This is a genomic window from Salinirubellus salinus (assembly GCF_025231485.1).
GTDB lineage: Archaea > Halobacteriota > Halobacteria > Halobacteriales > Haloarculaceae > Salinirubellus > Salinirubellus salinus.
Genome location: NZ_CP104003.1, coordinates 678,513 through 701,541 on the forward strand (window position 1 = coordinate 678,513; position 23,029 = coordinate 701,541).

The following is a 23,029-nucleotide window of genomic DNA, read 5'->3' on the forward strand; positions in this document are numbered from 1 at the left end:
GATATGCGCAAGGGTCGTTTAAATTCCGCGGTTCGGTGGCCCCCCGAAGGATTAAGTACGACTCACCGACAGGTCATCCCGTATGCAGTCGGGGACGGGAGACGTGTGTCGGGTTGTGGTGGGCAGCCTCGTCGTCGCCGCTGGCCTCGGACTGGTCGGGGTCTCGGCGTTCGACGGTGGTATCGGACCGACGCTGGTGGGCTTCTTCGTGTTCTTCGCCGGCTACACGATCTCGCAGGGCGGCCACGCCAGCGGTGGACGGTCGCTCCCGGAACCGTCGGCGACGCTCGCCGGCCGGTTCAGCCTCGTGGGTGTCGGTGGTTTGGCCGCGGCGTTCGGCGTGACGACGTTCGCAGACACCATCGTGGACGCGAGCGCCGCTCGGGCGGCGCTCGCCGGCATCTCGTGCATCGGTGGCTACATGTTCACGCACCTGGGGATCAACGGGAACTTGCTATGACCGACGAGGTGTCGTGGTACGGCTCGCCCGCCCGTGTGGTGTGGTTCACGGGAGGGATGGGGCTGTGTTCGGTGTCGCTCTCGAGCGGCTTCATCTGGGTCTGCGGCGCTCCCTGTGTGACCGACCCGGTGGTCTGGACGGCAGGGCGACGCGTGCCGCTGGCGTTCCTCGCCGCCTTCCTCGCGTGGTGGGGGTACCTGCTGGCCCACCGTGCCGTCACGGGGCGATTCGTCGACAGCGCGAGCCACGGGGCTGGCGAGGGAGCCACCGAAGTGGGTCCGCCGTCGACCGAGTCGCCCGTCGCCCGCACTCGTGCGGCGCTGCGTGGGATGACCCCGCCGACGCGCACCCGGCAAGCGGGGATGCTGTTCGGGCTGGCGGCGCTCGTCGGGGGTATCGTCGTCGGGTTCGTCTACATCCGACAGGGGAACCACCTGCTGACCAACGTTGGGGGTGCGCTGTTCCTCGGCGGGTACGTGCTCGCCCACCAGGCCGAGACGGGGAAACCACTCTGACGATGCCGGGGACGTCGACGACCGAAGACGAGGGGTCGACTGGGGCTGACGGTACGAGTGACGACCACGAGTCCCCCGCGGACGTGTGGGCACGGGGGGACCGGCCGAACCGTAACCACAAGGCGGACGCCGGCGTGGTACCGTTCGACGACCTCCACTTCCACCGCTACTGTGACCTCGTGCCGGTCCGGCTGACCGAGGAGGCACGGACCGACGACGCGGGGTTCTGGGGTCGACTCAGCTCGCTCCCCGACGGCGTGGAGTTCTTCCCGACACCCGACGGGGTAGACGAGGCCGACCGGACCATCCACTACCTGCCGAGTCGTGACAGGAGGGAACCCGAGACGACGGAAGAGGAGCGGGAGGCCGAGCGCCTCCCGCTGACTGGCCTCGTCCGGACGGCGCTGCAGTACACACCGCTGATGGTGACGTGTATCGCGCTCCTGTTCGTCGTGAGCGCCGAACTGGTCCCCCACGTGCAGGGGTTGAGCGTCTACCTCTCGTCGCTCCCGCTCGTCCTCGTCCCCGCGGGGGCGGGTGGGGCGGTGCTCTGGGGCCTCCTCGCGTACCTCGTCGTCGGTGCGGGACTGGTCGAAGGGCGCGAACTCGCGAAGGCCGTGGCCGTCTACGGGCTCGCGGCCGTACTGGCGCTGGGGACGGCCGCCTCGATCTTCTTCGTGCTCACTGCCGAGGACCCCCGGACCCTCGAACCGAACATCGTCTACACGTCGGGGTACCTCATGCTCATACTCGTCGGGGGGGTACTCACCTACGACGCGATGCTGCGGACGGAGCACCTGTTCGAGCACCTCGGCGACAAACTCGTCGTCGAGGGGCCGGACGAGACGGCGTACCCCGCCTACCGTCGGAAGGTGGCGGACCAACTGTCCCACCGGACCACGTTCCCCGGCGGCTACGAGGTGCCGACCTACCTCCTGTTCGCGCCGCTGCTCGTCGCGCAGTTCGCGGCCGTCTGGGCGCTCGCCGGCGACGGCCCGCAGAACCTCTCCTTCTCGGTGACGTTCGGCGTGAACGTCCTGCTGGACCTCGTGCTCGCGGTCATCTACTTCCAGCTGTTCGTCCTCATCAAGTCCTTCCACGACCTCGTCACCGGGACGGTGACACTGTACCGCGACGAGGAGGGCTACCACCACGAGCAGAGCGACGCCGGCGACCGGACCGCCGAGGAGGTGGACCTGCTCTCGTATCGCCCGTTCCACCCCGACGGACGGGGTGGCTTCCGCGACTTCGGGAAGTTCGCCACCCGGGTGAACGTCCTGCTCATCCTCGGTGGTCTCTACGTCACCTACCGTCTCTACGTCCAGGGTGCGCGTGACCTCCCGGCCGCCGAGGTGGCGCTCGACACCGCACTGAGCCTCGACGTGTTCGTGTGGGTGGTCAGTTACGTGGGGCCCGTCGTCGTCCTCATCGTCGTCGCGTTCGCGTGGCTCTACTACTCGTTCTGGACGCTCCACGTCAAGATGGCACACGAACGCGAGCGGGCGTACGTGCAGTGGACGCGCCGCCGGCGCGACGACGAGTCCGACGACCTGCCGCGGGACACGCCCCTCGGCGCCGTGGAGGACGCGGCCGACTGGCAGGAGCGTCGCGCCCCGGCCCCGGTGTGGCCCGTCGACAGCCGACTCCTGGCGTCGCTCGTCTCCTCGAGTCTCGCCCCCCTCCTCCTCGCGCTCCCCCAGTTCCTCCTATAGACCGAGGTGGCCGAACGCGTCGTCGGCCGCCGCCTCCCCGTCGACGGTCCGTTCCAGTTCCTTCGCGAGTCGGCGGGCGGCCGACGAGTCGAGTACTCCGTCGTAGGTCCCGGCGACAACCTCCACGTCGCCCGTCTCCAGCGCCCGTGAGATCTCGACGCCGAGGACGAGGTACTCCTTCGCGACGCGTTCGGGCTCCCGCACCCCGCAGGTGTCGAGGTAGCGCACGGGCGCCCCTTCGGGGTCGAACCGCTCGTCGACGAAGGCCTCGACGTCGGCACGGCCCGCGTCGGCGTCGAGTCCCTCGCGGGCGGCCTCGCGGAGTTCGAGTTCCGCTTCGGCCACGTCGTGGAACACGTCGCCGACGACGACGGCGTCCGCGCCGGCCTCGCGCACCCGTTCGACCCGGTCGAACGAGTCGAGGCCGCCCCCGTACCACACCCGCGACCAGTTCGTGTTGGCGTCTATGGCCTCAAGTTCCGCCGCCGCGTCCGCACCACCGAACGTCCCCGAGTACTCCAGATATATCAGGTCGGACTCGAGGTGCATCTCGGCGGCCAGCGCGCGACGCCCCGCCTCGTCGGCCTCGAGGACGTCCTCCGGGTCGACCCCGCCCTCGCGCGCGGCGGCCGAGTCCGGGTTCTGGATGATGTAGGCCTCGAAGACGGCGTCGGCCAGCAGCCACCCGGTGGCGAACTCGGCCAGCCTGTCCCGGAGGAAGCCGGGAAGCCACGGGAGTTTCTCGCGGATCTCGCTGGGCGCCAGCTCGTCGCGGATGTACTCGGCACCGGCACCCAGCGTCCCGATGAGGGCCTCGCTGTCGCCGTTGAGCACCTCTGGGACCGCGAGGAAGTGACAGGCGTCGCGCGTCGCGTCGGTGACGTGGCGCGGGCCGGACGGCTCGTGGATGGCCGGGACGGGGCCGTACTCCAGCAGTCGGAACGTCTCCTCGGTGTTCTCGCCCGTCACGTCGGCCGACCCACCGACGGAGACGGCGCTCGTGTGGCCGAGATAGAACGGGTACGCCAGCGGCAGGCGCTTGGCCTCCTCGGGGTCGACCTTCGTCACGTGGGTCCACGCGGCCGGCACGCGGTTCGTGTCCACCGGGAGGAACGCCCGGACGCCGAGACGCGCGGTCTCCACCGCACGCCCGACACGGACCGCGAACTCGTCGGCGTTCATCGACCGAACGAGCGGCGGTCACGCTCATAAACGTCCCGAAGCGGAAACGGCAGGTGCCCGGACGCCCGGTCCCGCTGGCGATAGCAACCCCTTTGGACGTGGCGTGGGCACTCCCGCCGATGCTCCGCCTCCGTGACCGCCTCTCCCGGCGGGTGCCGCCACTGGCCCGCGCGTTCGGCCGCTACGTCTCACAGCACAGGGACCCGTACCTCCTCGCCGTCCTCGCCCTCCGAGAGTCCGTCGACGATACGGTCGACAGCGTCACCGCCGACCTGTTCGCCGAGGTGGAGCGTGCGCTCGAACACGAACTGGAGGCCGGTGACCTCGAACTGGTGGATGGTGCCGACGCGGTCCGCTTCGACTACGACACGCGGCTCGTCCTCCCCGCGATGCTGACGCTCGGCCGGGTCCGCGAACTCGCAGGCGACGTGCCCTACCTCCGGCAGGTCCGGCGCGTCGACACCGACCTCGCCCGCGAGGGCGAGCGCGTCACCTACGAGATCATCCGGGCGTTACTGGACGGCGACATGCGCGACGCCATCAACGACGACGAGTACGAGGACTTCGAGACGACGGTCCGACCCCGCGCACGGGCGGCCGAGGTGGCTCAGGCCACCCTCGAGGAGGGCGTGGAGTCGTGGCTCGCTGCCCCCGAGACGCCCGACGGTGTCGCCAGCGCCTACCGCCACGCCGTCTCGCTCTCGGAGGGCCACCAGGACACCGACGAGGCGTTCCGGGACCTGCTCGAACGGCACGCGAACGCCGAGGGCGACGAGCGCGGGCGCCTCGCCGACGAGATCGAAGCTCGCTACAAGTACGCCCCGCCACAGGAGTCGTCGCCGCTGTTCGAGGAGGAGCAGTACGTCCCGTACTTCACCACCCAGTACGAGCGCGTGGGCATCCTCTACGAGGACATGCTGAAGATGTACGAGGCGGCACTCGGGGTGGAGCTGGGCGAGTCGTTCTGCCGCGCCATCGTGCTGATGGTCGTCGCCGCACAGATCGGCCTCGACGACATCGACGACTTCCCGGAGGACCGCGGCGAGCAACTCACCCCCGTCACGGCCGAACTCGCGCTGAAGGGGACGGCGGGACTGGACGACGTGGGGCGGCTGGTCGACCGCTACCTCGACGCCGCGGCCGCGGCGGCCGAGACACACCTCACCGGGATGGCCATCGCGTACATCCGCGAGGAGGCACACGACCGGCTGGCGGCCCTGCGCGCCGAGCTGGACTGACGTCGGGTCCACCGGGCTCTCACGCTCCGCGCACACCCTCACCGTTCTTATATCCAGAGCGTCCCCTATCTGGTGACATGCCCGTCCACGCGGTCGACCAGTTGCGCGAGATACTCGAGTACGACACCATCGCCGTCGTCGGCGCCTCGACCACGCCGGGGAAGGCCGCCCACGGCGTCCCGCAGTACCTCATCGACCACGGCTACACCGTGATCCCCGTCAACCCCTTCGCCGACGAGGTGTTCGGCCTGGAGGCGTACGACTCGCTGGAGGACGTCGAGACGGAGATAGACGTGGTGGACGTGTTCCGCCCCAGCGAGGAGACCGGTCCAATCGTCGACGCGGCCATCGAGCGCGACGACGTGGCGGCCGTCTGGCTCCAGCTCGGTATCCGCAACGACGAGGCCGGCGAGCGGGCGGAGGCGGCCGGCAAACTGTTCGTCCAGGACAAGTGCATCAAGGTCGAACACCAGCGGCTGATGGGCTGAGCGTCCCCGAGTTCAGAGGCGTGTCCGCTGGATTCGCGTCCGGACCCTCCGTCGCCACCTGTATCGAGACGTCCTCACCGAGCGGCCGCCGTACGGCGTCTGTCTCTCCGTGACCGGTGGGACGTCTCGCGCCGGGTCGGGCCAGCGTTCGGGCGACCACCGGTACCGGGCCACGCCGTCGGCGCCGAGGAGAAACACGACCGGCGGGCGGGAGGCCCGGCCCGTCACCACGGGGGCAACACTGAGGGGGGTGGGCCGACCAGTCGGCCTGTGCAGGACTCGTACGGCGTCGTCCTCTTCGTCGCGTTCGCGCTCGTGTTCGTCCCGACGTTACTCGGGGTACTGGCGACGGACGACAGCGCACGGGACCGCCTCGCCTCCCACGGCACCTCCGTGGGCGAGGTGGCTGTGGCCGTGGTCGCCGTTACGGTACTCCTGGCGGGATTGCTCTGGGTGGGCAGCCCCGAGGACGGCGGTGGCTTCGCGTCGCCTGCCGTGGGCCTCTACCTCTCCGCCGTTGGGCTAGTGGTCGCGCTCGGCTACGCGCGACGGCTCTCGTGGCTGGTCCGAGCCGACCGCACCGCGACGGGTGGCGTGGGGGCCGGCCGCGTCGCCGTCACGGGCACCGTCGAGTGTGTGGACCCGTCGGAGACGCCGTTCTTCGAGCGACCGGCGGCAGCGTGGTCGTGGGCGGTGGCGGTGAAGAACCGCCACGGGACGAACTACGAGGGACGGCGCGCGTGGGCCGTCGAACGCACCGGCGTGGGCGGCGTCCCGTTCACGCTGGACGACGGCTCTGGGCCGGTCCGGGTGGACCCGACCGAGGCACGCCTCGAACTCGCCGACGAGCGAACCGAGGACCGCTCGCCGGGCGACGTCCCCGGCCGTGCCGGGACGGTGACGGACCTCGGCATGGGGGGTGAGCGGTTCCGGTTCACGGAGCGCGTGCTCCGCCCTGGCTCGAGGGCGACGGTGGTCGGACGCCTCACCGACGGTGCGTTCGGCGCGAGCGACGAGTCACTCCTCGTCGCCAGCGGTACCGCCTCGGGGCTTCGGCGGCGCCTCGCCGCGCTCGCGGCCGCCCTGGGGGGTGCGTCGCTGGTCGGTGGGTGGCTCTGTCTCCGACTCCTCGTGACGACGCTCGGTGTCTCGCTCCCCTGATTACTGCTCGCCGCCGTCCGTCTCCGCCTCCTCGACGATCGCCTCCTCCGCGTCGGGAACGGGTTCGGCCTCCTCGATGGCCGCCTCGGCGTAGAGCTGGTCGACGTCGATACCCTCCTTCTCCGCGAGCGCCTCCAGCAGGACGGCCTGTCGGTCCACGCGGTGTTCCATCGCGTCGACCCGCGTCCGCGTCTCGGCGACGTCGTCGCGCATCGCGTTGACCTGTGCGCGGACCTCGTTCAGCCGCTCGTAGAGTTTCTCCGCGGTGTCGGCCACCTGCTGAATCTTCTTCGTAGCGCTTCCGAGTCCCATACCTCCCCCGAGCGCCCCCGCGTAGGTGACTGTTGTGGCTCGCACGCCACGGAACACGCCGACTGGGTCCGTCGGGTTCAAGGACTGGCCGGGCGCACTCCGAGTATGGACCCCGTGGAACGCCCGCCGACGGTGGGTATCGTCGCGTGTCTGCTCGTGCTGGCGACGCTGGCGTGGCCCTACCTCTCGGAACCCGTCGCGGCCGTGTCGGCGTACTACGCCACCGCGGCCATCACGCCGCTGGCCGCCGGGCTCCTCGCACTCGTCGCCGTCATCGTCTTCGCCGCCGGTCGGCAGGGCCGCTCGGACCCCGAACTGGTCGCCGGGGCCGGCCTCGTCTTCGGGCTGTTCATCGCCGGTATCGGCCTCTCGTTCGCGTTCTCCGCGCGCATCGACGTCATCGGCGGGTCGAGCGCGTTGCTCTCGTACCAGCGCTGGGTACTGGCCGGCGCGGCCCTGCTGGTGCCGCTGACGTCGGTGTGGTACGCGCGGGTGCTGCGACTGTTCTGACGTGGCGGGCATCGTCCGTCCGTGCGGGAGAACCACGCGGCGACGGCGGTGTCGAAAAGCCCATAAGTGCCACCGGACTACCATCGGACCGGACTAGGCCGGGCAGTTAGGCCACTGCTCTCCCGCCCAAACGGTCTTCAAGGGGGCCGACCACCGAGGGCGTCCGAGCCGACCGGTTCGGGCCCCGCGAGCGGACGTCGAAGCCTCGTCCCACGAGGGCAGCGGTCCGTGCTCTGCCATCTGCAGGGATGGTACGACGCGGTTGACCGCGGGAAATCCACCAGGCGCGGAAGCGAGCAGTGGTACCGTGGACACCTGTCGCCCGTGGGGTCGCGGGGTGGAGGAAGCGAGCGGGATTCCCCGTGCCGGAACGCTCGGGCAATCTCGACGTCCACCATTCATCCAGTCATCGACCGCCGAGCGGCGCGTCGGTCAGTACCAGCCGTGCCCGAGTGCGCCCGTTCGGACGGCGTCGTCCGTGTCGTTCGCGTCCGCTTCACCGCTCGAGTCCTCGACTCCGGCGTCGTCGCTCCCCCCGCCAGTGGCTCCGTCACCTCCGCCGTCGTCCGGCCCGCGGGCGAGGTGTGCGAGCGTGCCACCGAACAGGCCGAGGCTGCCGATGCCCAGGCCGAGCGCTGCGATTCCCTCCACCCCGTAGCCACCCATCGTGTCGATACCGCTCGCGATGGCGTACGCGACGACGAGGAGGCCGAACCGGTACGTGTTGCGTGCGAGGACCATACCGGGATGGGAGTGTGGGGGAGTGAAAAGCCACCGACAATGCGGGCGACTGGAGATGGAGTGCGGGCGGTGCTGTGCGGTCCAGTGCTCTCACCCGCTACGAGCGCCGCAGACGCGAGTGGCGCAGTCGTGGTTCAGTTTCCGTGACGAGGGGTGCCCGCTCCGCGGGCACCCGAGGAAGGAGAACTGGTGGCTAGTCGTCGTCGGCTCTGACCCCGACCAGTTCGGCCGGCGCGGCGATGGAGACGTCGCCCGAGAGGTCCCGCTGCGGGAAGGGGATCTCGATGCCCTCGGCGTCGAACCGCTGTTTCACGTTCTTGACGTACTCCGCGCGGGTGCGGACCCAGTCGGCCCGCGAGGGGTTGGCGATCCAGATGCGCGACTGGAGGCCGACGTAGGAGTCGGCGAGTTCGGTCAGGCGCACGCTGGGTGCCGGGTCGTCGAGTATCTCGTCGTGCTGCTCCGCCTCCTCCACGATGATGTCCGTGGCCGTGTCGATATCGTCGTCGTAGCCGATGCCGAAGACGAACTTCAGCCGGAGCTTGTCCTTCGCGACGGGGTTCTTGATGACGCCGTCGGTGAGCTGGCTGTTCGGGACGGTGAGCAGTTCGTTGTCGAACGTCCGCACGCGGGAGACGCGCAGGGAGATGTCCTCGACGATGCCGGCGTTGCCGTCCCACTCGATCCAGTCGCCGATGCGGAACGGTTTGTCGGTGTAGATGAACACGCCCGCGACGAAGTTCTTGAGGACGTCCTGCATCGCGAAGCCGATGGCGAGGGTGGCCGCGGCGGCGACGGTGGCGAGCGACTGGAGGAAGTTCCCGAAGCCGGCGAGGCCGAACGCCGCGGAGATGGCGACGAAGACCACGATGATGCTGACGATGCGTCGGAGCGGGCGCCGGGCGTGTTCGTCGAGGTCACGACGTTCGAGGACTCGATCGAAGAGCGGGGAGATCAGCGCCTTCCCGGCCGCGTAGATGACGACGAACGCGACGAGGAAGACCACGGCGGCGGCGATGGCGTCGGCGATGCCCGGAGGTACCCCGATGCCGTTCAGGAACTCCGCGACGGTGTCCACCAGCGTGATGGCGTTCTGTAACGGGACGGGCGTGGGCGGGTTCATCGCGTGAACACCGCCGTGTGACCGCGGGTCTGGAACACCTCCGCGCCGGCGAGGTCGGCCAGCCGCTCGGCCAGTTCCTCGCTGGTGGTCCCGCCCCGGGCCGAGCGGAGGAACTTCACCTTCACCATCTCCCGGTCACCCAGCTGTGTCCGCAGTTCGTCGGCCACCGCGTCGACGCCGGCCTTTCCGACCCGTAGCGTGGCGTCCATGTCGTGGGCGCGACGACGGCGTTCCTGCTCGTTCATGTGGCGAGGGGTTCGGGCGGGCCCCCTTTCAACGTTTAGACTTCCACGGTGCGTTCGCCGCCTCTCACTCCGTATCATAGGGGTAGCGCGTCTGCGAGCCACAGTCACACGTCACGACGACGTGGCCCGACCGGGTCCGGACGCGGGCGTTACGGCCGGGACGGAGGTAGACGTCACACCGGTCGCAGGTGAACCGGTCGAACTGCCGTGGCAGCGACAGGCGGTTGCGCTCTGCTACCCGTCGCGCTCGACGGACGTACGACCGCGAGCGGTCGTCCTCCCCCTCGGTGGCCGCTCGCCGGGCCAGTTCGTGCAACCGCTCGATGCGCTCGGCCGCGATACTCACGCCGCGACGTTCCGGGCGGGTGGTCAAATGGGTTCCCACTCGCTCCCCGCAGTCGTGTCTCCTGCCGAGGCCGCCGGAAACTATTTTCCGTCGCCCCCGCCACCTCGTGGCATGAACACCCGTACGGTCGCGGACGTCGAATCCTGGGAGCGCCGCCCCGCCGGCGGTGACCTCGGGTCCGTCGTCGACCGAGGGTTCTCGGGCGCCCTCAAGGCCGGCGACAGTTACGCGTTCGTCGTCGCCGGCCGTCCGGTCGGCGTCTTTGACTACCGCGAGGACCCAGCCGGCGACCCGACCGTCACATCGACCGACGTGGACGCGGTCGCGACCCCCGAGGAGGCCTTCGTCGCCCCGCACGACGCGCTCCCCCTGCTGTACGCGATGCAGGCGACCGGGGGAGAGACCCGCGGTCGCTACTACAGCAACGACACCCCGCTAGCCGAGGTGGACCGCACCCTCAAGGACGGTGGGTTCACCGGCTACGTCGAACTCTCGGAGAACGTGCTCTCGGGCGACTACTACCTCGTCTATCATGGCGGCACCCGCCGTGCGGTGGCGTTCGTGGGCCAGTCACGGCGGCTGAAGACCGACGACGAGGCGTTCGACCTCGCGTGCGACGAAGTCGGCATCTACACCGTGGAACGTGCCTCGCTCCCGAGGCTCTCGTTCCCGGACGACGTGGCGTCGTCCAGTGCCGCCGCCGCGGGAGCGGGCGGGGTCGGCGCCGGGGCCGCCGCGGGTGCGGTGGGCGCGACCGACACTGACGACACCTCGGCTGCCGACGACACCTCGGCTGCCGACGACACCTCGGCCGCGACCGACACGCCGGCACCTGGCGAAGCCGCTATCGACGCCGACCCGACCGAGGTCACCGCAGAGGAGTCGACGCCCGACGAGCCGACGCCAGAGGCCGCCGGGGCGTCGACCGCCGAGTCGTCCGCCACGAGCGGCACGAGCGACATCGACATCGACATCACGCCACGGAGTCGCCGGCAGGCTGAAGAAGCGGAGGCGGCGGCCGACGAGACACGGACGGCGTCGGCCGCGGCTGAGAGCGCCGATCGCCCCGCGTCCGACACGACGGCCGAGGGCGGTCCCGCCGAGGGGGGCCGGACCGACACGACGGACGACGCCGACCTGAACATCCCCGACGACGCCCCCGTCAGGGCGTCCGCGGGGGCGGAGGAGACGGACACCGCCGACCCGGACGACGGCGAGGCCGCCAGTGCCTCCGGCGACGTTGCCGAAGAGGTGAACGACGACGCTGCGCCGACGGCGCCGGACACGGCGACGGCGGCGGCGGACAGCGAGGCGGACCCCGCCGACGCCGCGCCGGCCATCGTCCGCGTGGCCGAGTCCGACGACTCCTCCGAGGAGACCGAGGGTGAGGCCAGTCAGGAGGACGTGGCGGCGGCGACAGCCGCCGTCGACGTCGAGGAGGAGCGGGCGTCCGGGGCGGACGAAGCGGCCGACACCCCCGACGGGGATTCGGTCGACCCGGACCACGTCGTCCCGTCGGTCGACCCCGACCGGACCGCCTCACCGCAGGCGGACCCCACCGAGAACGGCTCGGGCGCGGCCGACACCTCGGTGGCGAACGCCGACGCCTCCGGGACCGCCGAGGCGACGGACGAGACGGTCGAACGCTCCGTCGACACGGTCATCGACGGGGACACCGTGGCCGGTCTGCGGTCGGAGCTGGCGGCCCGGGAGTCCACCGTCGAGGACCTCCGCGAGCGACTCGCTGCGGTGGAGACGGAGAACGAGGACCTCCGCGAGCAGGTCGCGGCGCTCGAACGACGTCTGGAGGCGGCCGGCGCGGCCCCCGACTCGGCCAGCGAGACCCTCTCGCCGGCCGAGGCGCTGGCTGGGACGAGCCTCTTCGTCCGGTACCGGTCGAAACGCGACCCGACGCTCGACGACGTCCTCGATGGTGCAGACCCCGACGCGGTGGCCGAGAACCTCAGACTCGAACACCACACGCAGTTCGACGCCGCGGCGGTCTCCGTCGACGGCCGGGCGTTCGACCCGTTCCTCACCTCGACGCAGGGGTACGCCTTCGTCGAGTGGCTGGTGACGGCGCTGCCGTACGAGATCCGCGATACGGGGAACGCCGACTCGCTGGGGGCGCTCTACGAGTCGCTGCCGGGACTCGACCGCATCGAGTTCGACGGCGAGGTGGACGCGGGTGAGGCGACAGTCACGTTCGACCTCGTCGGGCGCGACCGGATGGGCCAGCCGCTGTTCGTGGCGAACCTCGAGGACGTCCGGAACCCCACCGACGAGCACACGCTGGGGACGCTGGTCAACGACGCGACGGCCGTCGCCGAGCGACACGAGACGCTTGCGGGGTCGTTCGGCGTCACCAGCGCCTACTTCGAGCCGGCGGCGCTCGAGACGGCAAACGAGGCCACCAGCGGGAGTCTCCTCTCACGGAGCAAGCGAAAGTCGTTCGTGAAACTCTCGCGGAACCAGGGGTTCCACCTCTGTCTCGTCGAGGACAGAGACGAGTCGTTCTATCTCTCGGTACCCGAGCTCTGAACGGGCGGTCGCGTCAGCCCTCGATCTCCGGGACGTCGTCGATCTTCATGCCGTCGAGTTTCTCGACGATCTCGTCGAGTTTGCCGTCGAGGTCGCCGACGAACTCGGCGGTGTCCTCGGTGGTGATGGCACCCTGGCTGGACGGTTCGATGAGGTTCTCCTCCTCGAGGACGCGCAGGGAGTAGCGCACCTTGTGGTGTGGGTAGCCGGTCTCGTTCGACATCTTGACGATACCGATAGGCTCGTTCTCGATGACCATCCGCAGAACCTGGAGGTGACGTTCGAGCATATCGACCTCTTTCTCAAGTCGGTCTATCATGGCACTTGTTAACTCGTGTTAGCGTGGTTTAAAAGTTGTCCTCTGTCAGACGCCGAAACCGGCGCCCCCCCGCGATGATGGTGGTGCTACGCCCGTGGTCCGTGGTAACTGTTCCGACGTGACGCGGTTTCGCCCATCCGTCCGAGGTGGACCAATCCGAAATCGGTTTAGGACGGCCCTCGAAACCTCGGCCCGATGACCGTAACCATCGTCGGTTCCCAGCTGGGCGACGAGGGCAAAGGCGGGATCGTCGACGTGTTCGGCGAGGCCGCCGATGTCGTCGTCCGGTACCAGGGTGGGGACAACGCCGGCCACACCGTGGTCCACGGCGACGAGGAGTACGCCCTCTCGCTCGTCCCCTCCGGCATCGTCCGGGGGAAGACGGGCGTCCTCGGCAACGGCTGCGTCGTGAACCCCGCCACCCTCTTCGACGAACTCGACACGCTACAGGAGCGTGGCCTCGACCCGGACGTCCGGGTCGCAGAGCGTGCCCACGCCATCCTGCCCTACCATCGCGTCCTCGACGGTCTCGAGGAGGAGGCCAAGGGTGACGACCTCGCCGCCGGCACCACCGGCCGCGGCATCGGTCCCACCTACGAGGACAAGGTCGGCCGCCGCGGCGTCCGCATCGGCGACCTGCTCGACCCCGAGACCCTGCGCACGCGACTCGAGTACGCCGTCCCGCAGAAGCGACGGCTCGTCGAGTCGTTCGGCTTCGACCCGGACGCCGGCCGCTACGACGACGCCTTCGACCTCGAGGCGCTCTACGAGGAGTACCGTGCCTACGGCGAGCGACTGGCAGAGGAGGGGATGCCGGTCAACTGCGGCGCGTTCCTCGCCGAGCGACGCGACGCGGGCGACCGCATCATGTTCGAGGGCGCGCAGGGCACCCTGCTCGACATCGACCACGGCTCGTACCCGTACGTCACCTCCTCGAACCCGTCCGCCGGCGGCGCCGCGGTCGGCTCCGGCCTCGGTCCGACGGTCGTGGGTCAGGGCGAGGTCGTCGGCATCGTGAAGGCCTACACCTCGCGCGTCGGGACCGGTCCGCTCCCCACCGAACTCGGCTTCGTCGAGGGGCAGACCCCCAGCGACGGCGGGGACACCTCCGCAGAGGCGGAGGAGCTCGCGACGTACATCCGGGACGCGGGTGGCGAGTACGGTACCGTCACCGGCCGGCCGCGCCGGGTCGGGTGGCTCGACCTCCCGATGCTCCGGCACGCCGCACGTGCCAACGGGTTCACCGGCCTCGCCGTGAACCACGTCGACACCCTCGCGGGCCTCGACGAGGTGCAGGTCGGGCACTCCTACACGCTCGACGGGGAGGAGACGCCCACGATGCCGGCGACCACCGAGCAGTGGGCGCGGTGCGAGGCGAACTACCGGACCTTCGAGGGCTGGCCGGAGGCCGACTGGGCCGCCGTCGCCGCCGAGGGGTACGAGGCGCTCCCGGAGAACGCCCGCACCTACCTCGAGTACCTCGAGGCCGAACTCGACGCGCCCGTCTACTGTGTCGGCGTCGGCCCCGGCCGCGACGAGACGGTCGTCGTCGAGTCGCCCTGGGCGTAGACGCTCTCACCCCCGCACTTTTCGAGCTGGCCACCGACACGGCGAGCGTGACGCTCGAACTCGTCCCCGCCGACGGCCCGGCGCGCACGACGCTCCTCGGGTTCCTCCGCGAGGCCGACCTGCCGACCACCGGGGTCCGGGACGGGCCCGGACGCTTCTATCTCGCCGTCGCGGACGACGAGGCCATCGCGGGTGGCGGCGTCGAACCGTACGGTGACGCCGCACTGCTCCGGTCGGTCGTCGTCCGCCCCGATCGACGGGGCGAGGGTGTCGGCGCGACACTCGTCACCCGCCTCCTGGACGTGGCAGGGGCGACGGGCGCCGGGTCGGTCTGGCTCCTGACCGAGACGGCCGAGTCGTTCTTCGCCGGTCTGGGCTTCGAGACGGTCCCCCGCGAGGCGGCGCCAGCGGCGGTCCGCGACAGCCCGGAGTTCGCCACGGTCTGCGACGAGCACGCCGCCTGCATGACCCGCGCACTCGGTGGGAACGTCTGACGCCCACCCGGCACGTTTTTGACTCGGACGGGCGTCGACTGGGATATGAAGGAGTCCTTGCTGGACATCATCTGCTGTCCGCTCGACAAGCACGACCTCGAACTCGAGGCCATCCACCGCGAGGACGACGAGGTGATGGAGGGACGGCTGATCTGTACGGAGTGTGGCGAGGAGTATCCCATCGAGGACGGCATTCCGAACCTCCTCCCGCCAGACATGCGCGAGGAGGCTTCGGCGTAGACACGGGCACTCACCCACCCGAACCATTTTTGAGCGGTCCGAGCGACCCCGTGTGACATGGACACCCTCGCCGCGGACGTGAACCGGACGGGCATCCAGACCCTCTCGGTCCCGGACGCGTTCGAGACGGACGGGTCGTTCACCGTCGAACTCCGTAACCACGGTGAGGCGACCCACGTCCACCTGCACCTCGACGACGCTCTCTCCTCGGTCGCTGAGCTCGATGCGGGGAACCACTACGTCGAGGCCGACGCCACCCGCCCCGTTCGGGTCTCGGTCCGCGACGGTGACCGTGAGGAGACGGTCCGGGGGAAACTGAAGGTCGTCACCGCCTACGGGTCGAACACCCACTGGGTCGACGTGACGCTCACCCCGACCAGGAAACAACCCGTGGAGGTGGACCCCGAACTCTCGAAGCCGCAGGCCAAGCCGGCCTCGGCCGGCGACGGCGGCACCCCGCTCGACCGGTCGGCACTCCTCTCGGCACTCCCGGCGGTCGTCCTGAGCGCGGTCGCCGTCGTGTTCGCGCTGGCGGCCGTCCTCGGCCCCGGCGGGACGGACGCGGTGCTGGCGGTGCTCGCCGTCGTCGCCGGCGCGCTCGCCGCGGGCTACATCGCCTTCCAGTGAGCTCCCCGTCAGCCGTCACCTGACGGCGACGGGCCGCCCGTTCGCCCGTCGCGTCGGTCAGTTGCTCCGCACGTCCCCGAGGTAGCCGCAGGCGGCCTCTGCCGCCTCCAGCAATCCCTCCAGGTTCCGACCGGGGGCGTACTGGTCGCCGCCCTCTCGGACGATCACGCCACTCGAGTCGAGTTGCGGGAGGTGGACCGACTCGAGGTCGCGCTGGATGGACTCTCGCGTCCCGCCGTCGACACGCTCGGGCGGGATGCGCTGTTCGCGCGCGGCCAGCATCGTGCTCAGTGCGCCGGTACTCAACGGGTGGTCGGCCTCGCCCACGGCCGCCGCGACCGCCCACCGCCGCTCCTCGCTCAACAACGAGAACGCCGTCGTCACCGACAGGTCCGCACGGCTGTCGGTCACACTGCCTCCAGTCGTCGTGGGTCGCAACTCGCTCGCATGGCTGGGGGTCAGGAATCCCCACGTATAAATCCGGTGGCTGGACCGACCCCTCCGCTCTCTGGTCAGTCGTCCGCTTCGACGGCGCCAGCGGCGTGGTCTCCCTCGTCGGCGGTCCCGTCGCCCGCCGCGAACGTCTCGTGGTGGACGATCTCTGCCACCGACCGACGGCTCTTCCGCTCGTTCTCGATGTCCGCGGTCCCCTCGGCGGGGTAGCCGAGCGTGACCAGCATGACGGGTTCGTACCCCGCCGGTGCGTCGACGACGTCGAGGACGCCCTCGGGATCGAACCCCTCCATCGGACAGGAGCCGACGCCGAGGTCCCACGCGGCGTACATCAGCGTCATCGCCGCGAGCGAGGTGGACCGCGTCGTCCAGAGCCGGTTCTCGGCGTCCGGCTGGTCGCCCATCCCCTCGACCTGTCCGAGCAGGTCGTCGCGGACCGCCTCACTGGGGAGGTACCCCTTGTCGAGCCAGTCGTCGAACACGCGCTCTGCGTGGGCGGCCGGGTCCGTGTTCCCGAGGACGACGACGGCCGCAGCTGCCTCTTCGACGTGCTCCTGCCCGTACGCGGCCTCGGCCAGCGCCGCCCTGTTCTCGGGTGCCTGCAGGACGACGAACTCCCACGGCTGGAGGTTGTAGCCAGAGGGCGTGAACCTGACACGGTCGAATATCTCCGCCAGCGTCTCCTCGGCTATCGGTTCGTCGCTGTACTCGTGGACCGAGCGGCGGCTCCGGATGAGTTCGTCGGCTTCCATCGACTGACGATTCGCGCGGGGAGGTCATCACCCCGTCCGTGCCGGAACCGACCACCGATTCCAGTGTGGTGTCGTCCCGCAGCCGTCACCGGGTTACGCGGGGGCCACCGACGTGTCAACGGACGACCGTCACCGGGACGGGTGAGCGCCGGACCACCACCTCGGCGACGCTCCCGAGCAACACGCGAGCGACACCACTGCGACCGTGGCTCCCGATGACGATGGCGTCGACGGCCGGGCCGTCCTCGATACTCTCGGGGTACTCGACGATGACACGCGAGGGCTGGCCGACCGCCGTCTCTTCGCGCAACTCGATGTCGGTCCCGGCGACCCGCTCCCGTACCGTCTCGAACAGTTCCTCGGCGGCCGCCTCCTCGGCCTTGAACCACTCCTCCGAGGAGGTGGGGATGCCGACGCTCGCGCCGTAGGTGGCACGGGCCGGGTCGATGACGTGCAGCACCGTCACGGTGGCGTCCGGCTCCGTCTCGACGACGTGGTCGAGGGCGTCCCACGAGGGATCGGAGCCGTCCAGCGGGACGAGGAGATGTCGGGACATGCCTCCCGCTATCACGCAGGGGGACAAAACGCTGGTGGCGTCGGTCGGCACCCCACGAGCGTCGCTACTCGCGGCCGTGCCGGGTCAGACAGGTCGACAACCCCATGATCTCGACCGGTTCGGAGTTGTCCGGCGAGTAGACAACCATCTGCCCCTTCTCCATGTAGGGGACCTTCCCCTCGAGGTTGCTGGGGATGTTCACGGCCTTGATGGCGTCCTCGTCCCCGAGGTTGAGGACGACGGTGGTGTTCACCTGCTTGAACACGGGGTCTGCCACGTCCTGCGGGTCCTGCGTGACGAGGAACAGGCCGAGTCGCTCCTTGCGGCCCTGCTTGGCTGCCTCGGAGAACTTCCCGATGACCTTCCGGGCCTGCACGCTGTCGGCGTCGGTGAGGAAGTTGTGCGCCTCGTCCATCCCGAGGACGACGGGCGTCTCCTTGATACGGTCGTAGCGCGGGTCGTTCGACAGTTTCTCGTCGACGAGCAGGGAGGCCACCGCGAGCACCACCGTCGTCGTCTTCCGGGAGTCGTTGACGTGGTAGGTGGGCACGACGGTCAGCCCTCCGGGACGGACGAACTCGTCGACCATCTCGGTGATGGGCCGGGCGTCCGTGTCGAACACGTCGCCGAAACCGTACGTCCGGCGCTTCACGGCGTCGAACGTGGCCTCGTGTATCTGGCCGGACTCGTGGAGTTCCTCGCGGAGCGTCGGGTCGTCGAGGAACGAGCGGAACTGTCCGTAGGTCCCCGCGTTCCCGTGTTTCGAGAAGAACCGCTTCAGGAGTTGCTGGAGTGCGGGGTACTGGTTGTCGTTGAGTCCGCCGGCGGCGACCAGCCACGGGCGCGAGCGGACCATCGAGAACGGGAGCGTGAACGCCACCTGCTCGGCTCGGTGGTGGTCGGCCGCGTAGGTGGCGTCACCGACCTTCGGGACGAACGCGACGGTGTCGGCCACACCGCCGTGGGCCACGCCCTCGCGCTCGCACTGGCGGGCGAACTCGTCGGTCATCGCCGGGTTGTCGTCGTGCATCTGGGCGTACTCGTCCTGCGGGTCGAACATCACGACGGCCGGCCGGACCGAGCGGTCCTCGACCGGGTAGGTCCGGTCCGCCGCGAGGTACTGTCGGAGGACGTTCTTCGCGCCGTGGGTCTTGCCCGACCCCGTGCCCCCCGCGACGAGCGTGTGCCGGAAGACGAGCGGGTCGCCAGAGTCGTAGTCGTCCTTCAGGCGGTAGTCGATGGTCGGCGGCGAGGCGGCGGTCCGGACCTTCTCGCCCCCGACGGCGAGGTGGCCGAGGAAGACGCCGTCGTCGGGTATCTTCAGACCGGTCTTTATCTCGGCCGGGTCGGTGGCCTGCCCCACCACCGTCTCCGGTTTGGGGACGCGGTCGGCCATCCGGCGTCTCATCTCGCCGCCGTCGTCGTAGAGGACCGCGAGCGGCTCGAGCGACGCCATGAACTTGTAGTCCTGCTCGTCCACGCCGTCGCTCCGCATCGCGCGGCGGGCGTGGATCTCCGTGGCGTCGTCGGACTGGAACTCCTGTGCGTACTCCAGCGCGACGATTCGACAGAACAGTTTCTCGCCGTCGGGGTAGGAGGCGACGAGGTACGAGCCGATGCGCACGAGCGCCCGGTTGCCGACGGTGATGTAGGCGCGCAGGCGGGTGTCCTGCGGGTCCTCGCTGACGACGAGTCCCTCGGCGGCCGAGAGCGTGCCGATGCCGGTGTCGCTCCCGACGGGCGAGACGTCCACCGGCTCGAACGGTTCGTCTGCCTCAGCGTCGGCCTCACCGTTCGCGTCGGCACGGTCGACACCGGCAGTCGAGTCGGTCGCCTCGGCACCCTGCCCGGTCGGTTCGGCGTCCGGAGGGTCGTCCGCGCCGCCGTCGCCGTCGAAGTCCTCGAAGTCGCCGAGGTCGGTCATACGAGAGCCTCCCGCCCCTTCGGCAAAAGGGGTTCGCCGCGGACCGGAACTGATGGCGGTCCACCGGCGGGCGGGTCGACCACCGCACTGCACGCTCCTTATCCGGTGGGACCGCGTAGAAATGTGCATGATGCTCATCCGCGGTCACGCCGGTGGGACGGCGCTGACGGGGACGCTGTACGAACGTGGCGAGGAGCCACCGGCGTTCAAGGGGGCGCCCGACGAGGGCGCGCCGTACGTCTGGGTCTGCGACGCCTTCTACGAGGTCGAGAGCGGCGGCCAGCCCCAGACCATCGGCGACCGCGAACTCAACGTGGCGTTCGAGACGCCGATGCCCCGTGGGTTCGACACCCGCGACGCTGCCGTCGAGGCGGCCAAGGAACACCTTCGCACCCAGTTCGCCCGCGTGGGCGTCGCGGAGAGCGAGGTGGAGATAGAGGTCATCAAACGAGAACCGGGCGTGGAACAGGGGTAAAGCGTCGCGACGTGCCGGTGCACTCACCCGCCGCGAGCGGAGCGAGCGGCGCGTTTTGATACTAAAGTTGTGCCGGAGCGGTTCGCGAGCGGAGCGAGCGAACCCGACGCGAAAAGTTCAGAGGTCGAAGCCGGCACCCACGCCCCACCGCTCGTCGTCGTACGTCGTGTCCATGTCGGCGTCGAGCGCGTCCTCCAGCGCCCGCCGGAGCGCCACCGTCTCCTTCCGCGATATCGAGGCCAGCGAGTCGGCCTTCGCCACCGCCGCGGGCGGCCCGCGGGCCGTCGCCACGTCCTTCAGCACCTGCATCGTCAGCTCCTCGCGCCGGTCCTCGTCCTCGGTGAACGCGCGCGGTGCCTCGACCCGGTAGACAGTGTCGGTCCGGGGGTCGTACACCATGCAGAAGGTGACCTCGTACCGCTCGGGTTCGAAAGCGAGCGTGAGGTCGTACCGCCCCTCGGCCATCGCCCGGTCGGCCGGGCCGCGGGAGACGAACCAGTTGGTGAACGTCAGGGCGTCCTCGTGGCGTTCGTAGTGGCCCTCGGCGTCCCACGCCCCGCGTTCGAGCACCTGCGAGAAGAACGCGGCATCGTTGACCCACGGCGCCGACCCCTGCTTCTCGCGGATGGTGCGCGTGACCAGCCCCGTCATCGGCGTCTTGACGAACCCGAGGACGGGCACGTCACGGCGCATGAACGACTCGACGAGCTGGACGTACTCGCCGATGACCTCGCGGGGGGTCCGCTCGCCAGCCAGCAGGTCGGCGAGTTCGCGGTTGCGGTTCTCCCACGTCAGCAGCCCCTTCGGGTAGATGGGGCCGTCCATCACGAGCAGGTCGTCGACGAGTTCGGCCTGCCCGCGGGCGTGTTCGACCTCCGCGAGGTAGAGGGCGAGTTCGTGGACCACGGGCGTGACCGAGCGGTCCGCGCGGGGGACGTGCAACACGCGACTCTTGACGTAGCCCTCGTCGTCCACCTGCCAGTCCTGGCCGAAGTGGACCGTCGCCTCGTTGGAGTGGACGGCCTTCACGATGGTCCGACAGCGGTGCAGGTCGAGGTCCGAGGGGACGGCCGACATCGCGGCGACGGCCACGTCGACCGTGAGGCCGTTCTTGAACGTCGTCGGGTTGATGGTGCCCGAGTCGAGCCCGTGCTGGGTGGGGAAGTAGTCCTCGCCGAGGGCGGCGTCCTCGACGTCCACCTTCCGGCGGCGCAACTCACCCATCGGCTCCAGCAGGGTCCGTCCGTCCGCGACGAGCGGGTCGAGGAACTCCTCCCAGACCACCTCCGCGAACTCCCGGTGCTCGCGTTCGTCCACCTCGTGACTGATGCTCCCGGCCAGTCGGGTGATGGCCTTGAAGTGCACCGGGTCCAGCGTCATGTCCGCGACTGACTCGCCGTCGGGCAAAAACCCTCGGAGTGCGCGGCGCGACTGGTCCGGCCGGGCCGGCTCCGGTCGGCCAGGAGCGACCGACCCCCGATACCGAAACCGTGTTACGCTCACCGGGACTCCCCCGGGACATGAGAGCGGCGCTCGTGATACTCGACGGGTGGGGCATCGGCTCCGGTGAGGCGACGGGCGACCACCGTGACGCCGTGACGACGGCCGAGACTCCCGCGTTCGACGGCTACACGGAGGAGGGCGCCTTCGGCACCCTCCGCACCGACGGGCGGAACGTCGGCCTCCCCGAGGGCCAGTTCGGCAACAGCGAGGTCGGACACCTCAACATCGGGGCCGGCCGCGTCGTCGTCCAGGACTCCACGCGGGTGAGCGACGCCGTCGCGGAGGGCACCCTCGGCGAGAACGACGCCATCGCGAGTGCGTTCGACCACGCCGACGCGAACGACGGCCGTGTCCACCTCCTGGGCCTCGTCAGCGACGGCGGCGTCCACTCCTCGCAGGAACACCTCCACGCCCTGCTCCGGGCCGCCGCGGCGCGCGACACCGACGCCGTCACCCACGCGTTCACCGACGGCCGGGACACCGCGCCGAAGTCGGGCGCGGGTTACCTCGCGGACCTCCAGTCCGTCGTCGAGGACGCCGGCACCGGCCACGTCGCCTCCGTCACCGGCCGGTACTACGCGATGGACCGGGACGAGAACTGGGAGCGCACGAAGCGGGCCTACGACGCCATCGTCAACCGCGAGGCCCCACACGAGGCCTCCGACCCTGTCACCGCCTGCGAGCGCTCCTACGAGCGCGGCGACACGGACGAGTTCGTCGAACCCACGCTCGTCGCGGGCGGTCCGGCGCTCGCGGCTGGGGACGCGGTCGTCCTCTTCAACTTCCGCGCCGACCGGGCGCGCCAGCTCACCCGGATGCTCGCCGACCTGCGCCCGGAGTGGGCGTTCGACACCACGCCCCCGGAGACGCGACTGGTCACGATGACCGAGTACGACGCCACCTTCGGCCTCCCGGTCGCGTTCGAGCCGAACCAGCCAGAACAGGTCCTCGGCGAGGTGGTCTCGGCGGCGGGCCTCACCCAGCTCCGCGTCGCCGAGACCGAGAAGTACGCCCACGTCACCTACTTCCTCAACGGCGGCCGCGAGGTCGAGTTCGACGGCGAACTGCGCGAGATCGTCCCCTCGCCGGACGTGCCCACCTACGACCTGCAGCCGGAGATGGCGGCGCCGGCGGTGACCGACCAGACGGTCGACCTCGTGGGGCTCGAGGACCCCGACCTGCTCGTGTTGAACTACGCGAACCCGGACATGGTGGGCCATACGGGCGCGTTCGACGCCGCGGTCGCGGCCTGCGAGGCCGTCGACGACTGTCTCTCGCGACTCGTCCCGGCGCTGCGGGACGCCGGTGCGCACGTCCTCCTCACTGCGGACCACGGCAACGCCGACGATATGGGTAGCGTGTCGGACCCGCACACGGCCCACACGACCAACCCGGTCCCGTTCGTCCACCTGCCGCCCGAGGGCGCCAGTGACCGGTCGGTCCGCGACGGCGGCGTCCTCGCCGACGTGGCCCCGACCCTCCTCGAGCTGATGGGACTGGGCCAGCCGGCCGAGATGACCGGCACCTCGCTGCTCGACTGACC

General features: G+C 70.1%; 26 protein-coding genes and 1 other RNA gene. 15 read left to right on the plus strand and 12 right to left on the minus strand.

The features are described 5' to 3' along the window. Positions 1-82 precede the first annotated feature (82 nt). The 3 genes from N0B31_RS03780 to N0B31_RS03790 are packed head-to-tail and all read left to right on the plus strand — an operon-like array spanning position 83 to position 2,687. On the plus strand, positions 83-460 hold the full coding sequence (locus N0B31_RS03780; protein WP_260594508.1) for a hypothetical protein: 378 nt from the start codon (positions 83-85) through the stop codon (positions 458-460). After that, entirely contained in the window at positions 457-975 is a 519-nt protein-coding gene (locus N0B31_RS03785) for a hypothetical protein (RefSeq protein ID WP_260594509.1), read from the plus strand. Before N0B31_RS03780 ends, N0B31_RS03785 begins: the two co-directional genes overlap by 4 nt. 2 nt (positions 976-977) lie before the next feature. Further along, the gene (locus N0B31_RS03790; RefSeq protein ID WP_260594510.1) at positions 978-2,687 is read left to right on the plus strand and encodes a hypothetical protein; all 1,710 of its coding nucleotides are present in this window, start codon (positions 978-980) and stop codon (positions 2,685-2,687) included. Here N0B31_RS03790 and N0B31_RS03795 read toward each other — a convergent pair. Then, complete coding sequence (locus N0B31_RS03795; RefSeq protein ID WP_260594511.1) at positions 2,682-3,869, minus strand: geranylgeranylglyceryl/heptaprenylglyceryl phosphate synthase; 1,188 nt, start codon at positions 3,867-3,869, stop codon at positions 2,682-2,684. The two genes, N0B31_RS03790 and N0B31_RS03795, sit on opposite strands and share 6 nt — an antisense overlap. 119 nt (positions 3,870-3,988) lie before the next feature. Between N0B31_RS03795 and N0B31_RS03800 the strand changes: the two genes are divergently transcribed. The 3 genes from N0B31_RS03800 to N0B31_RS03810 all read left to right on the plus strand — a co-directional run bounded on the left by N0B31_RS03800 (position 3,989) and on the right by N0B31_RS03810 (position 6,756). Next, positions 3,989-5,107, plus strand: a complete 1,119-nt coding sequence (locus N0B31_RS03800; protein WP_260594512.1) for a hypothetical protein — start codon at positions 3,989-3,991, stop codon at positions 5,105-5,107. Positions 5,108-5,184: 77 nt separating this feature from the next. Beyond that, positions 5,185-5,595 (plus strand): CoA-binding protein, encoded by a 411-nt coding sequence (locus N0B31_RS03805; RefSeq protein ID WP_260594513.1) that lies wholly within the window; start codon positions 5,185-5,187, stop codon positions 5,593-5,595. Positions 5,596-5,865: 270 nt separating this feature from the next. Then, complete coding sequence (locus N0B31_RS03810; RefSeq protein WP_260594514.1) at positions 5,866-6,756, plus strand: GIDE domain-containing protein; 891 nt, start codon at positions 5,866-5,868, stop codon at positions 6,754-6,756. Here N0B31_RS03810 and N0B31_RS03815 read toward each other — a convergent pair whose 3' ends face one another. Next, positions 6,757-7,068 (minus strand): DUF5798 family protein, encoded by a 312-nt coding sequence (locus N0B31_RS03815; protein WP_260594515.1) that lies wholly within the window; start codon positions 7,066-7,068, stop codon positions 6,757-6,759. A gap of 105 nt (positions 7,069-7,173) precedes the next feature. Here N0B31_RS03815 and N0B31_RS03820 point away from each other — a divergent pair, with 105 nt between their 5' ends. Then, entirely contained in the window at positions 7,174-7,578 is a 405-nt protein-coding gene (locus N0B31_RS03820) for a DUF7548 family protein (RefSeq protein ID WP_260594516.1), read from the plus strand. 86 nt (positions 7,579-7,664) lie between these two features. Continuing rightward, positions 7,665-7,975, plus strand: an RNA gene (gene ffs / locus N0B31_RS03825) — signal recognition particle sRNA. A 35-nt stretch (positions 7,976-8,010) separates the two neighbouring features. Here ffs and N0B31_RS03830 read toward each other — a convergent pair. The 4 genes from N0B31_RS03830 to N0B31_RS03845 all read right to left on the minus strand — a co-directional run bounded on the left by N0B31_RS03830 (position 8,011) and on the right by N0B31_RS03845 (position 10,033). Next, entirely contained in the window at positions 8,011-8,319 is a 309-nt protein-coding gene (locus N0B31_RS03830) for a hypothetical protein (RefSeq protein ID WP_260594517.1), read from the minus strand. Between the two features lie 193 nt (positions 8,320-8,512). Continuing rightward, a complete protein-coding gene (locus N0B31_RS03835; RefSeq protein ID WP_260594518.1) occupies positions 8,513-9,442 on the minus strand; it encodes a mechanosensitive ion channel family protein in 930 nt (309 codons plus the stop codon). Then, positions 9,439-9,687 carry a YhbY family RNA-binding protein gene (locus tag N0B31_RS03840; RefSeq protein ID WP_260594519.1) on the minus strand — a complete coding sequence of 83 codons (249 nt, stop codon included), beginning with the start codon at positions 9,685-9,687 and terminating at the stop codon, positions 9,439-9,441. Before N0B31_RS03840 ends, N0B31_RS03835 begins: the two co-directional genes overlap by 4 nt. Before the next feature lie 64 nt (positions 9,688-9,751). After that, the gene (locus N0B31_RS03845; RefSeq protein ID WP_260594520.1) at positions 9,752-10,033 is read right to left on the minus strand and encodes a ribonuclease P protein component 4; all 282 of its coding nucleotides are present in this window, start codon (positions 10,031-10,033) and stop codon (positions 9,752-9,754) included. Positions 10,034-10,144: 111 nt separating this feature from the next. Here N0B31_RS03845 and N0B31_RS03850 point away from each other — a divergent pair, with 111 nt between their 5' ends. Then, positions 10,145-12,574, plus strand: coding sequence for a DUF7527 domain-containing protein (locus N0B31_RS03850; protein WP_260594521.1), 2,430 nt, complete (start codon positions 10,145-10,147; stop codon positions 12,572-12,574). Between the two features lie 13 nt (positions 12,575-12,587). Here the strand turns inward: N0B31_RS03850 and N0B31_RS03855 are convergent, their stop codons facing one another. Beyond that, positions 12,588-12,893 carry a hypothetical protein gene (locus N0B31_RS03855; RefSeq protein ID WP_260594522.1) on the minus strand — a complete coding sequence of 102 codons (306 nt, stop codon included), beginning with the start codon at positions 12,891-12,893 and terminating at the stop codon, positions 12,588-12,590. 195 nt (positions 12,894-13,088) lie between these two features. Here N0B31_RS03855 and N0B31_RS03860 point away from each other — a divergent pair, with 195 nt between their 5' ends. The 4 genes from N0B31_RS03860 to N0B31_RS03875 are packed head-to-tail and all read left to right on the plus strand — an operon-like array spanning position 13,089 to position 15,823. Beyond that, positions 13,089-14,462 (plus strand): adenylosuccinate synthase, encoded by a 1,374-nt coding sequence (locus tag N0B31_RS03860; RefSeq protein WP_260594523.1) that lies wholly within the window; start codon positions 13,089-13,091, stop codon positions 14,460-14,462. Between the two features lie 47 nt (positions 14,463-14,509). Then, positions 14,510-14,956 (plus strand): arsenic resistance N-acetyltransferase ArsN2, encoded by a 447-nt coding sequence (arsN2, locus tag N0B31_RS03865; protein ID WP_260594524.1) that lies wholly within the window; start codon positions 14,510-14,512, stop codon positions 14,954-14,956. A gap of 45 nt (positions 14,957-15,001) precedes the next feature. Then, on the plus strand, positions 15,002-15,196 hold the full coding sequence (locus N0B31_RS03870) for a methytransferase partner Trm112 (protein ID WP_260594525.1): 195 nt from the start codon (positions 15,002-15,004) through the stop codon (positions 15,194-15,196). A 57-nt stretch (positions 15,197-15,253) separates the two neighbouring features. Further along, positions 15,254-15,823 (plus strand): DUF7524 family protein, encoded by a 570-nt coding sequence (locus N0B31_RS03875; protein WP_260594526.1) that lies wholly within the window; start codon positions 15,254-15,256, stop codon positions 15,821-15,823. 57 nt (positions 15,824-15,880) lie between these two features. Here the strand turns inward: N0B31_RS03875 and N0B31_RS03880 are convergent, their stop codons facing one another. From N0B31_RS03880 to N0B31_RS03895, 4 genes are all read right to left on the minus strand, one after another. Next, positions 15,881-16,234 carry a DUF7344 domain-containing protein gene (locus tag N0B31_RS03880; protein ID WP_260594527.1) on the minus strand — a complete coding sequence of 118 codons (354 nt, stop codon included), beginning with the start codon at positions 16,232-16,234 and terminating at the stop codon, positions 15,881-15,883. A 101-nt stretch (positions 16,235-16,335) separates the two neighbouring features. Beyond that, on the minus strand, positions 16,336-17,028 hold the full coding sequence (locus tag N0B31_RS03885; protein WP_260594528.1) for a nitroreductase family protein: 693 nt from the start codon (positions 17,026-17,028) through the stop codon (positions 16,336-16,338). A gap of 115 nt (positions 17,029-17,143) precedes the next feature. Then, positions 17,144-17,584, minus strand: coding sequence for a universal stress protein (locus N0B31_RS03890; protein ID WP_260594529.1), 441 nt, complete (start codon positions 17,582-17,584; stop codon positions 17,144-17,146). Between the two features lie 64 nt (positions 17,585-17,648). Beyond that, complete coding sequence (locus N0B31_RS03895) at positions 17,649-19,508, minus strand: ATP-binding protein (RefSeq protein ID WP_260594530.1); 1,860 nt, start codon at positions 19,506-19,508, stop codon at positions 17,649-17,651. 127 nt (positions 19,509-19,635) lie between these two features. On the opposite strand from N0B31_RS03895, the gene N0B31_RS03900 reads away from it, so the two are divergent. Next, complete coding sequence (locus tag N0B31_RS03900) at positions 19,636-19,983, plus strand: DUF7113 family protein (protein WP_260594531.1); 348 nt, start codon at positions 19,636-19,638, stop codon at positions 19,981-19,983. A gap of 117 nt (positions 19,984-20,100) precedes the next feature. Here N0B31_RS03900 and N0B31_RS03905 read toward each other — a convergent pair whose 3' ends face one another. After that, entirely contained in the window at positions 20,101-21,363 is a 1,263-nt protein-coding gene (locus tag N0B31_RS03905; RefSeq protein WP_260594532.1) for a DNA double-strand break repair nuclease NurA, read from the minus strand. A gap of 140 nt (positions 21,364-21,503) precedes the next feature. On the opposite strand from N0B31_RS03905, the gene gpmI reads away from it, so the two are divergent. Then, complete coding sequence (gene gpmI, locus N0B31_RS03910; RefSeq protein ID WP_260594533.1) at positions 21,504-23,027, plus strand: 2,3-bisphosphoglycerate-independent phosphoglycerate mutase; 1,524 nt, start codon at positions 21,504-21,506, stop codon at positions 23,025-23,027. Positions 23,028-23,029: the final 2 nt, after the last annotated feature.

Bases quoted from the DNA above. Each gene is read 5' to 3' on its own strand.
- N0B31_RS03890 (WP_260594529.1), bottom strand. From the start codon at position 17,584: ATGTCCCGACATCTCCTCGTCCCGCTGGACGGCTCCGATCCCTCGTGG.
- N0B31_RS03850 (WP_260594521.1), top strand. From the start codon at position 10,145: ATGAACACCCGTACGGTCGCGGACGTCGAATCCTGGGAGCGCCGCCCC.
- N0B31_RS03905 (WP_260594532.1), bottom strand. From the start codon at position 21,363: ATGACGCTGGACCCGGTGCACTTCAAGGCCATCACCCGACTGGCCGGG.
- N0B31_RS03800 (WP_260594512.1), top strand. From the start codon at position 3,989: ATGCTCCGCCTCCGTGACCGCCTCTCCCGGCGGGTGCCGCCACTGGCC.
- N0B31_RS03815 (WP_260594515.1), bottom strand. From the start codon at position 7,068: ATGGGACTCGGAAGCGCTACGAAGAAGATTCAGCAGGTGGCCGACACC.
- N0B31_RS03895 (WP_260594530.1), bottom strand. From the start codon at position 19,508: ATGACCGACCTCGGCGACTTCGAGGACTTCGACGGCGACGGCGGCGCG.
- N0B31_RS03830 (WP_260594517.1), bottom strand. From the start codon at position 8,319: ATGGTCCTCGCACGCAACACGTACCGGTTCGGCCTCCTCGTCGTCGCG.
- N0B31_RS03870 (WP_260594525.1), top strand. From the start codon at position 15,002: ATGAAGGAGTCCTTGCTGGACATCATCTGCTGTCCGCTCGACAAGCAC.
- N0B31_RS03875 (WP_260594526.1), top strand. From the start codon at position 15,254: ATGGACACCCTCGCCGCGGACGTGAACCGGACGGGCATCCAGACCCTC.
- N0B31_RS03900 (WP_260594531.1), top strand. From the start codon at position 19,636: ATGATGCTCATCCGCGGTCACGCCGGTGGGACGGCGCTGACGGGGACG.
- N0B31_RS03885 (WP_260594528.1), bottom strand. From the start codon at position 17,028: ATGGAAGCCGACGAACTCATCCGGAGCCGCCGCTCGGTCCACGAGTAC.
- N0B31_RS03860 (WP_260594523.1), top strand. From the start codon at position 13,089: ATGACCGTAACCATCGTCGGTTCCCAGCTGGGCGACGAGGGCAAAGGC.
- N0B31_RS03790 (WP_260594510.1), top strand. From the start codon at position 978: ATGCCGGGGACGTCGACGACCGAAGACGAGGGGTCGACTGGGGCTGAC.
- N0B31_RS03785 (WP_260594509.1), top strand. From the start codon at position 457: ATGACCGACGAGGTGTCGTGGTACGGCTCGCCCGCCCGTGTGGTGTGG.
- N0B31_RS03805 (WP_260594513.1), top strand. From the start codon at position 5,185: ATGCCCGTCCACGCGGTCGACCAGTTGCGCGAGATACTCGAGTACGAC.
- N0B31_RS03780 (WP_260594508.1), top strand. From the start codon at position 83: ATGCAGTCGGGGACGGGAGACGTGTGTCGGGTTGTGGTGGGCAGCCTC.
- N0B31_RS03795 (WP_260594511.1), bottom strand. From the start codon at position 3,869: ATGAACGCCGACGAGTTCGCGGTCCGTGTCGGGCGTGCGGTGGAGACC.
- N0B31_RS03855 (WP_260594522.1), bottom strand. From the start codon at position 12,893: ATGATAGACCGACTTGAGAAAGAGGTCGATATGCTCGAACGTCACCTC.
- N0B31_RS03835 (WP_260594518.1), bottom strand. From the start codon at position 9,442: ATGAACCCGCCCACGCCCGTCCCGTTACAGAACGCCATCACGCTGGTG.
- N0B31_RS03820 (WP_260594516.1), top strand. From the start codon at position 7,174: ATGGACCCCGTGGAACGCCCGCCGACGGTGGGTATCGTCGCGTGTCTG.
- gpmI (WP_260594533.1), top strand. From the start codon at position 21,504: ATGAGAGCGGCGCTCGTGATACTCGACGGGTGGGGCATCGGCTCCGGT.
- N0B31_RS03840 (WP_260594519.1), bottom strand. From the start codon at position 9,687: ATGAACGAGCAGGAACGCCGTCGTCGCGCCCACGACATGGACGCCACG.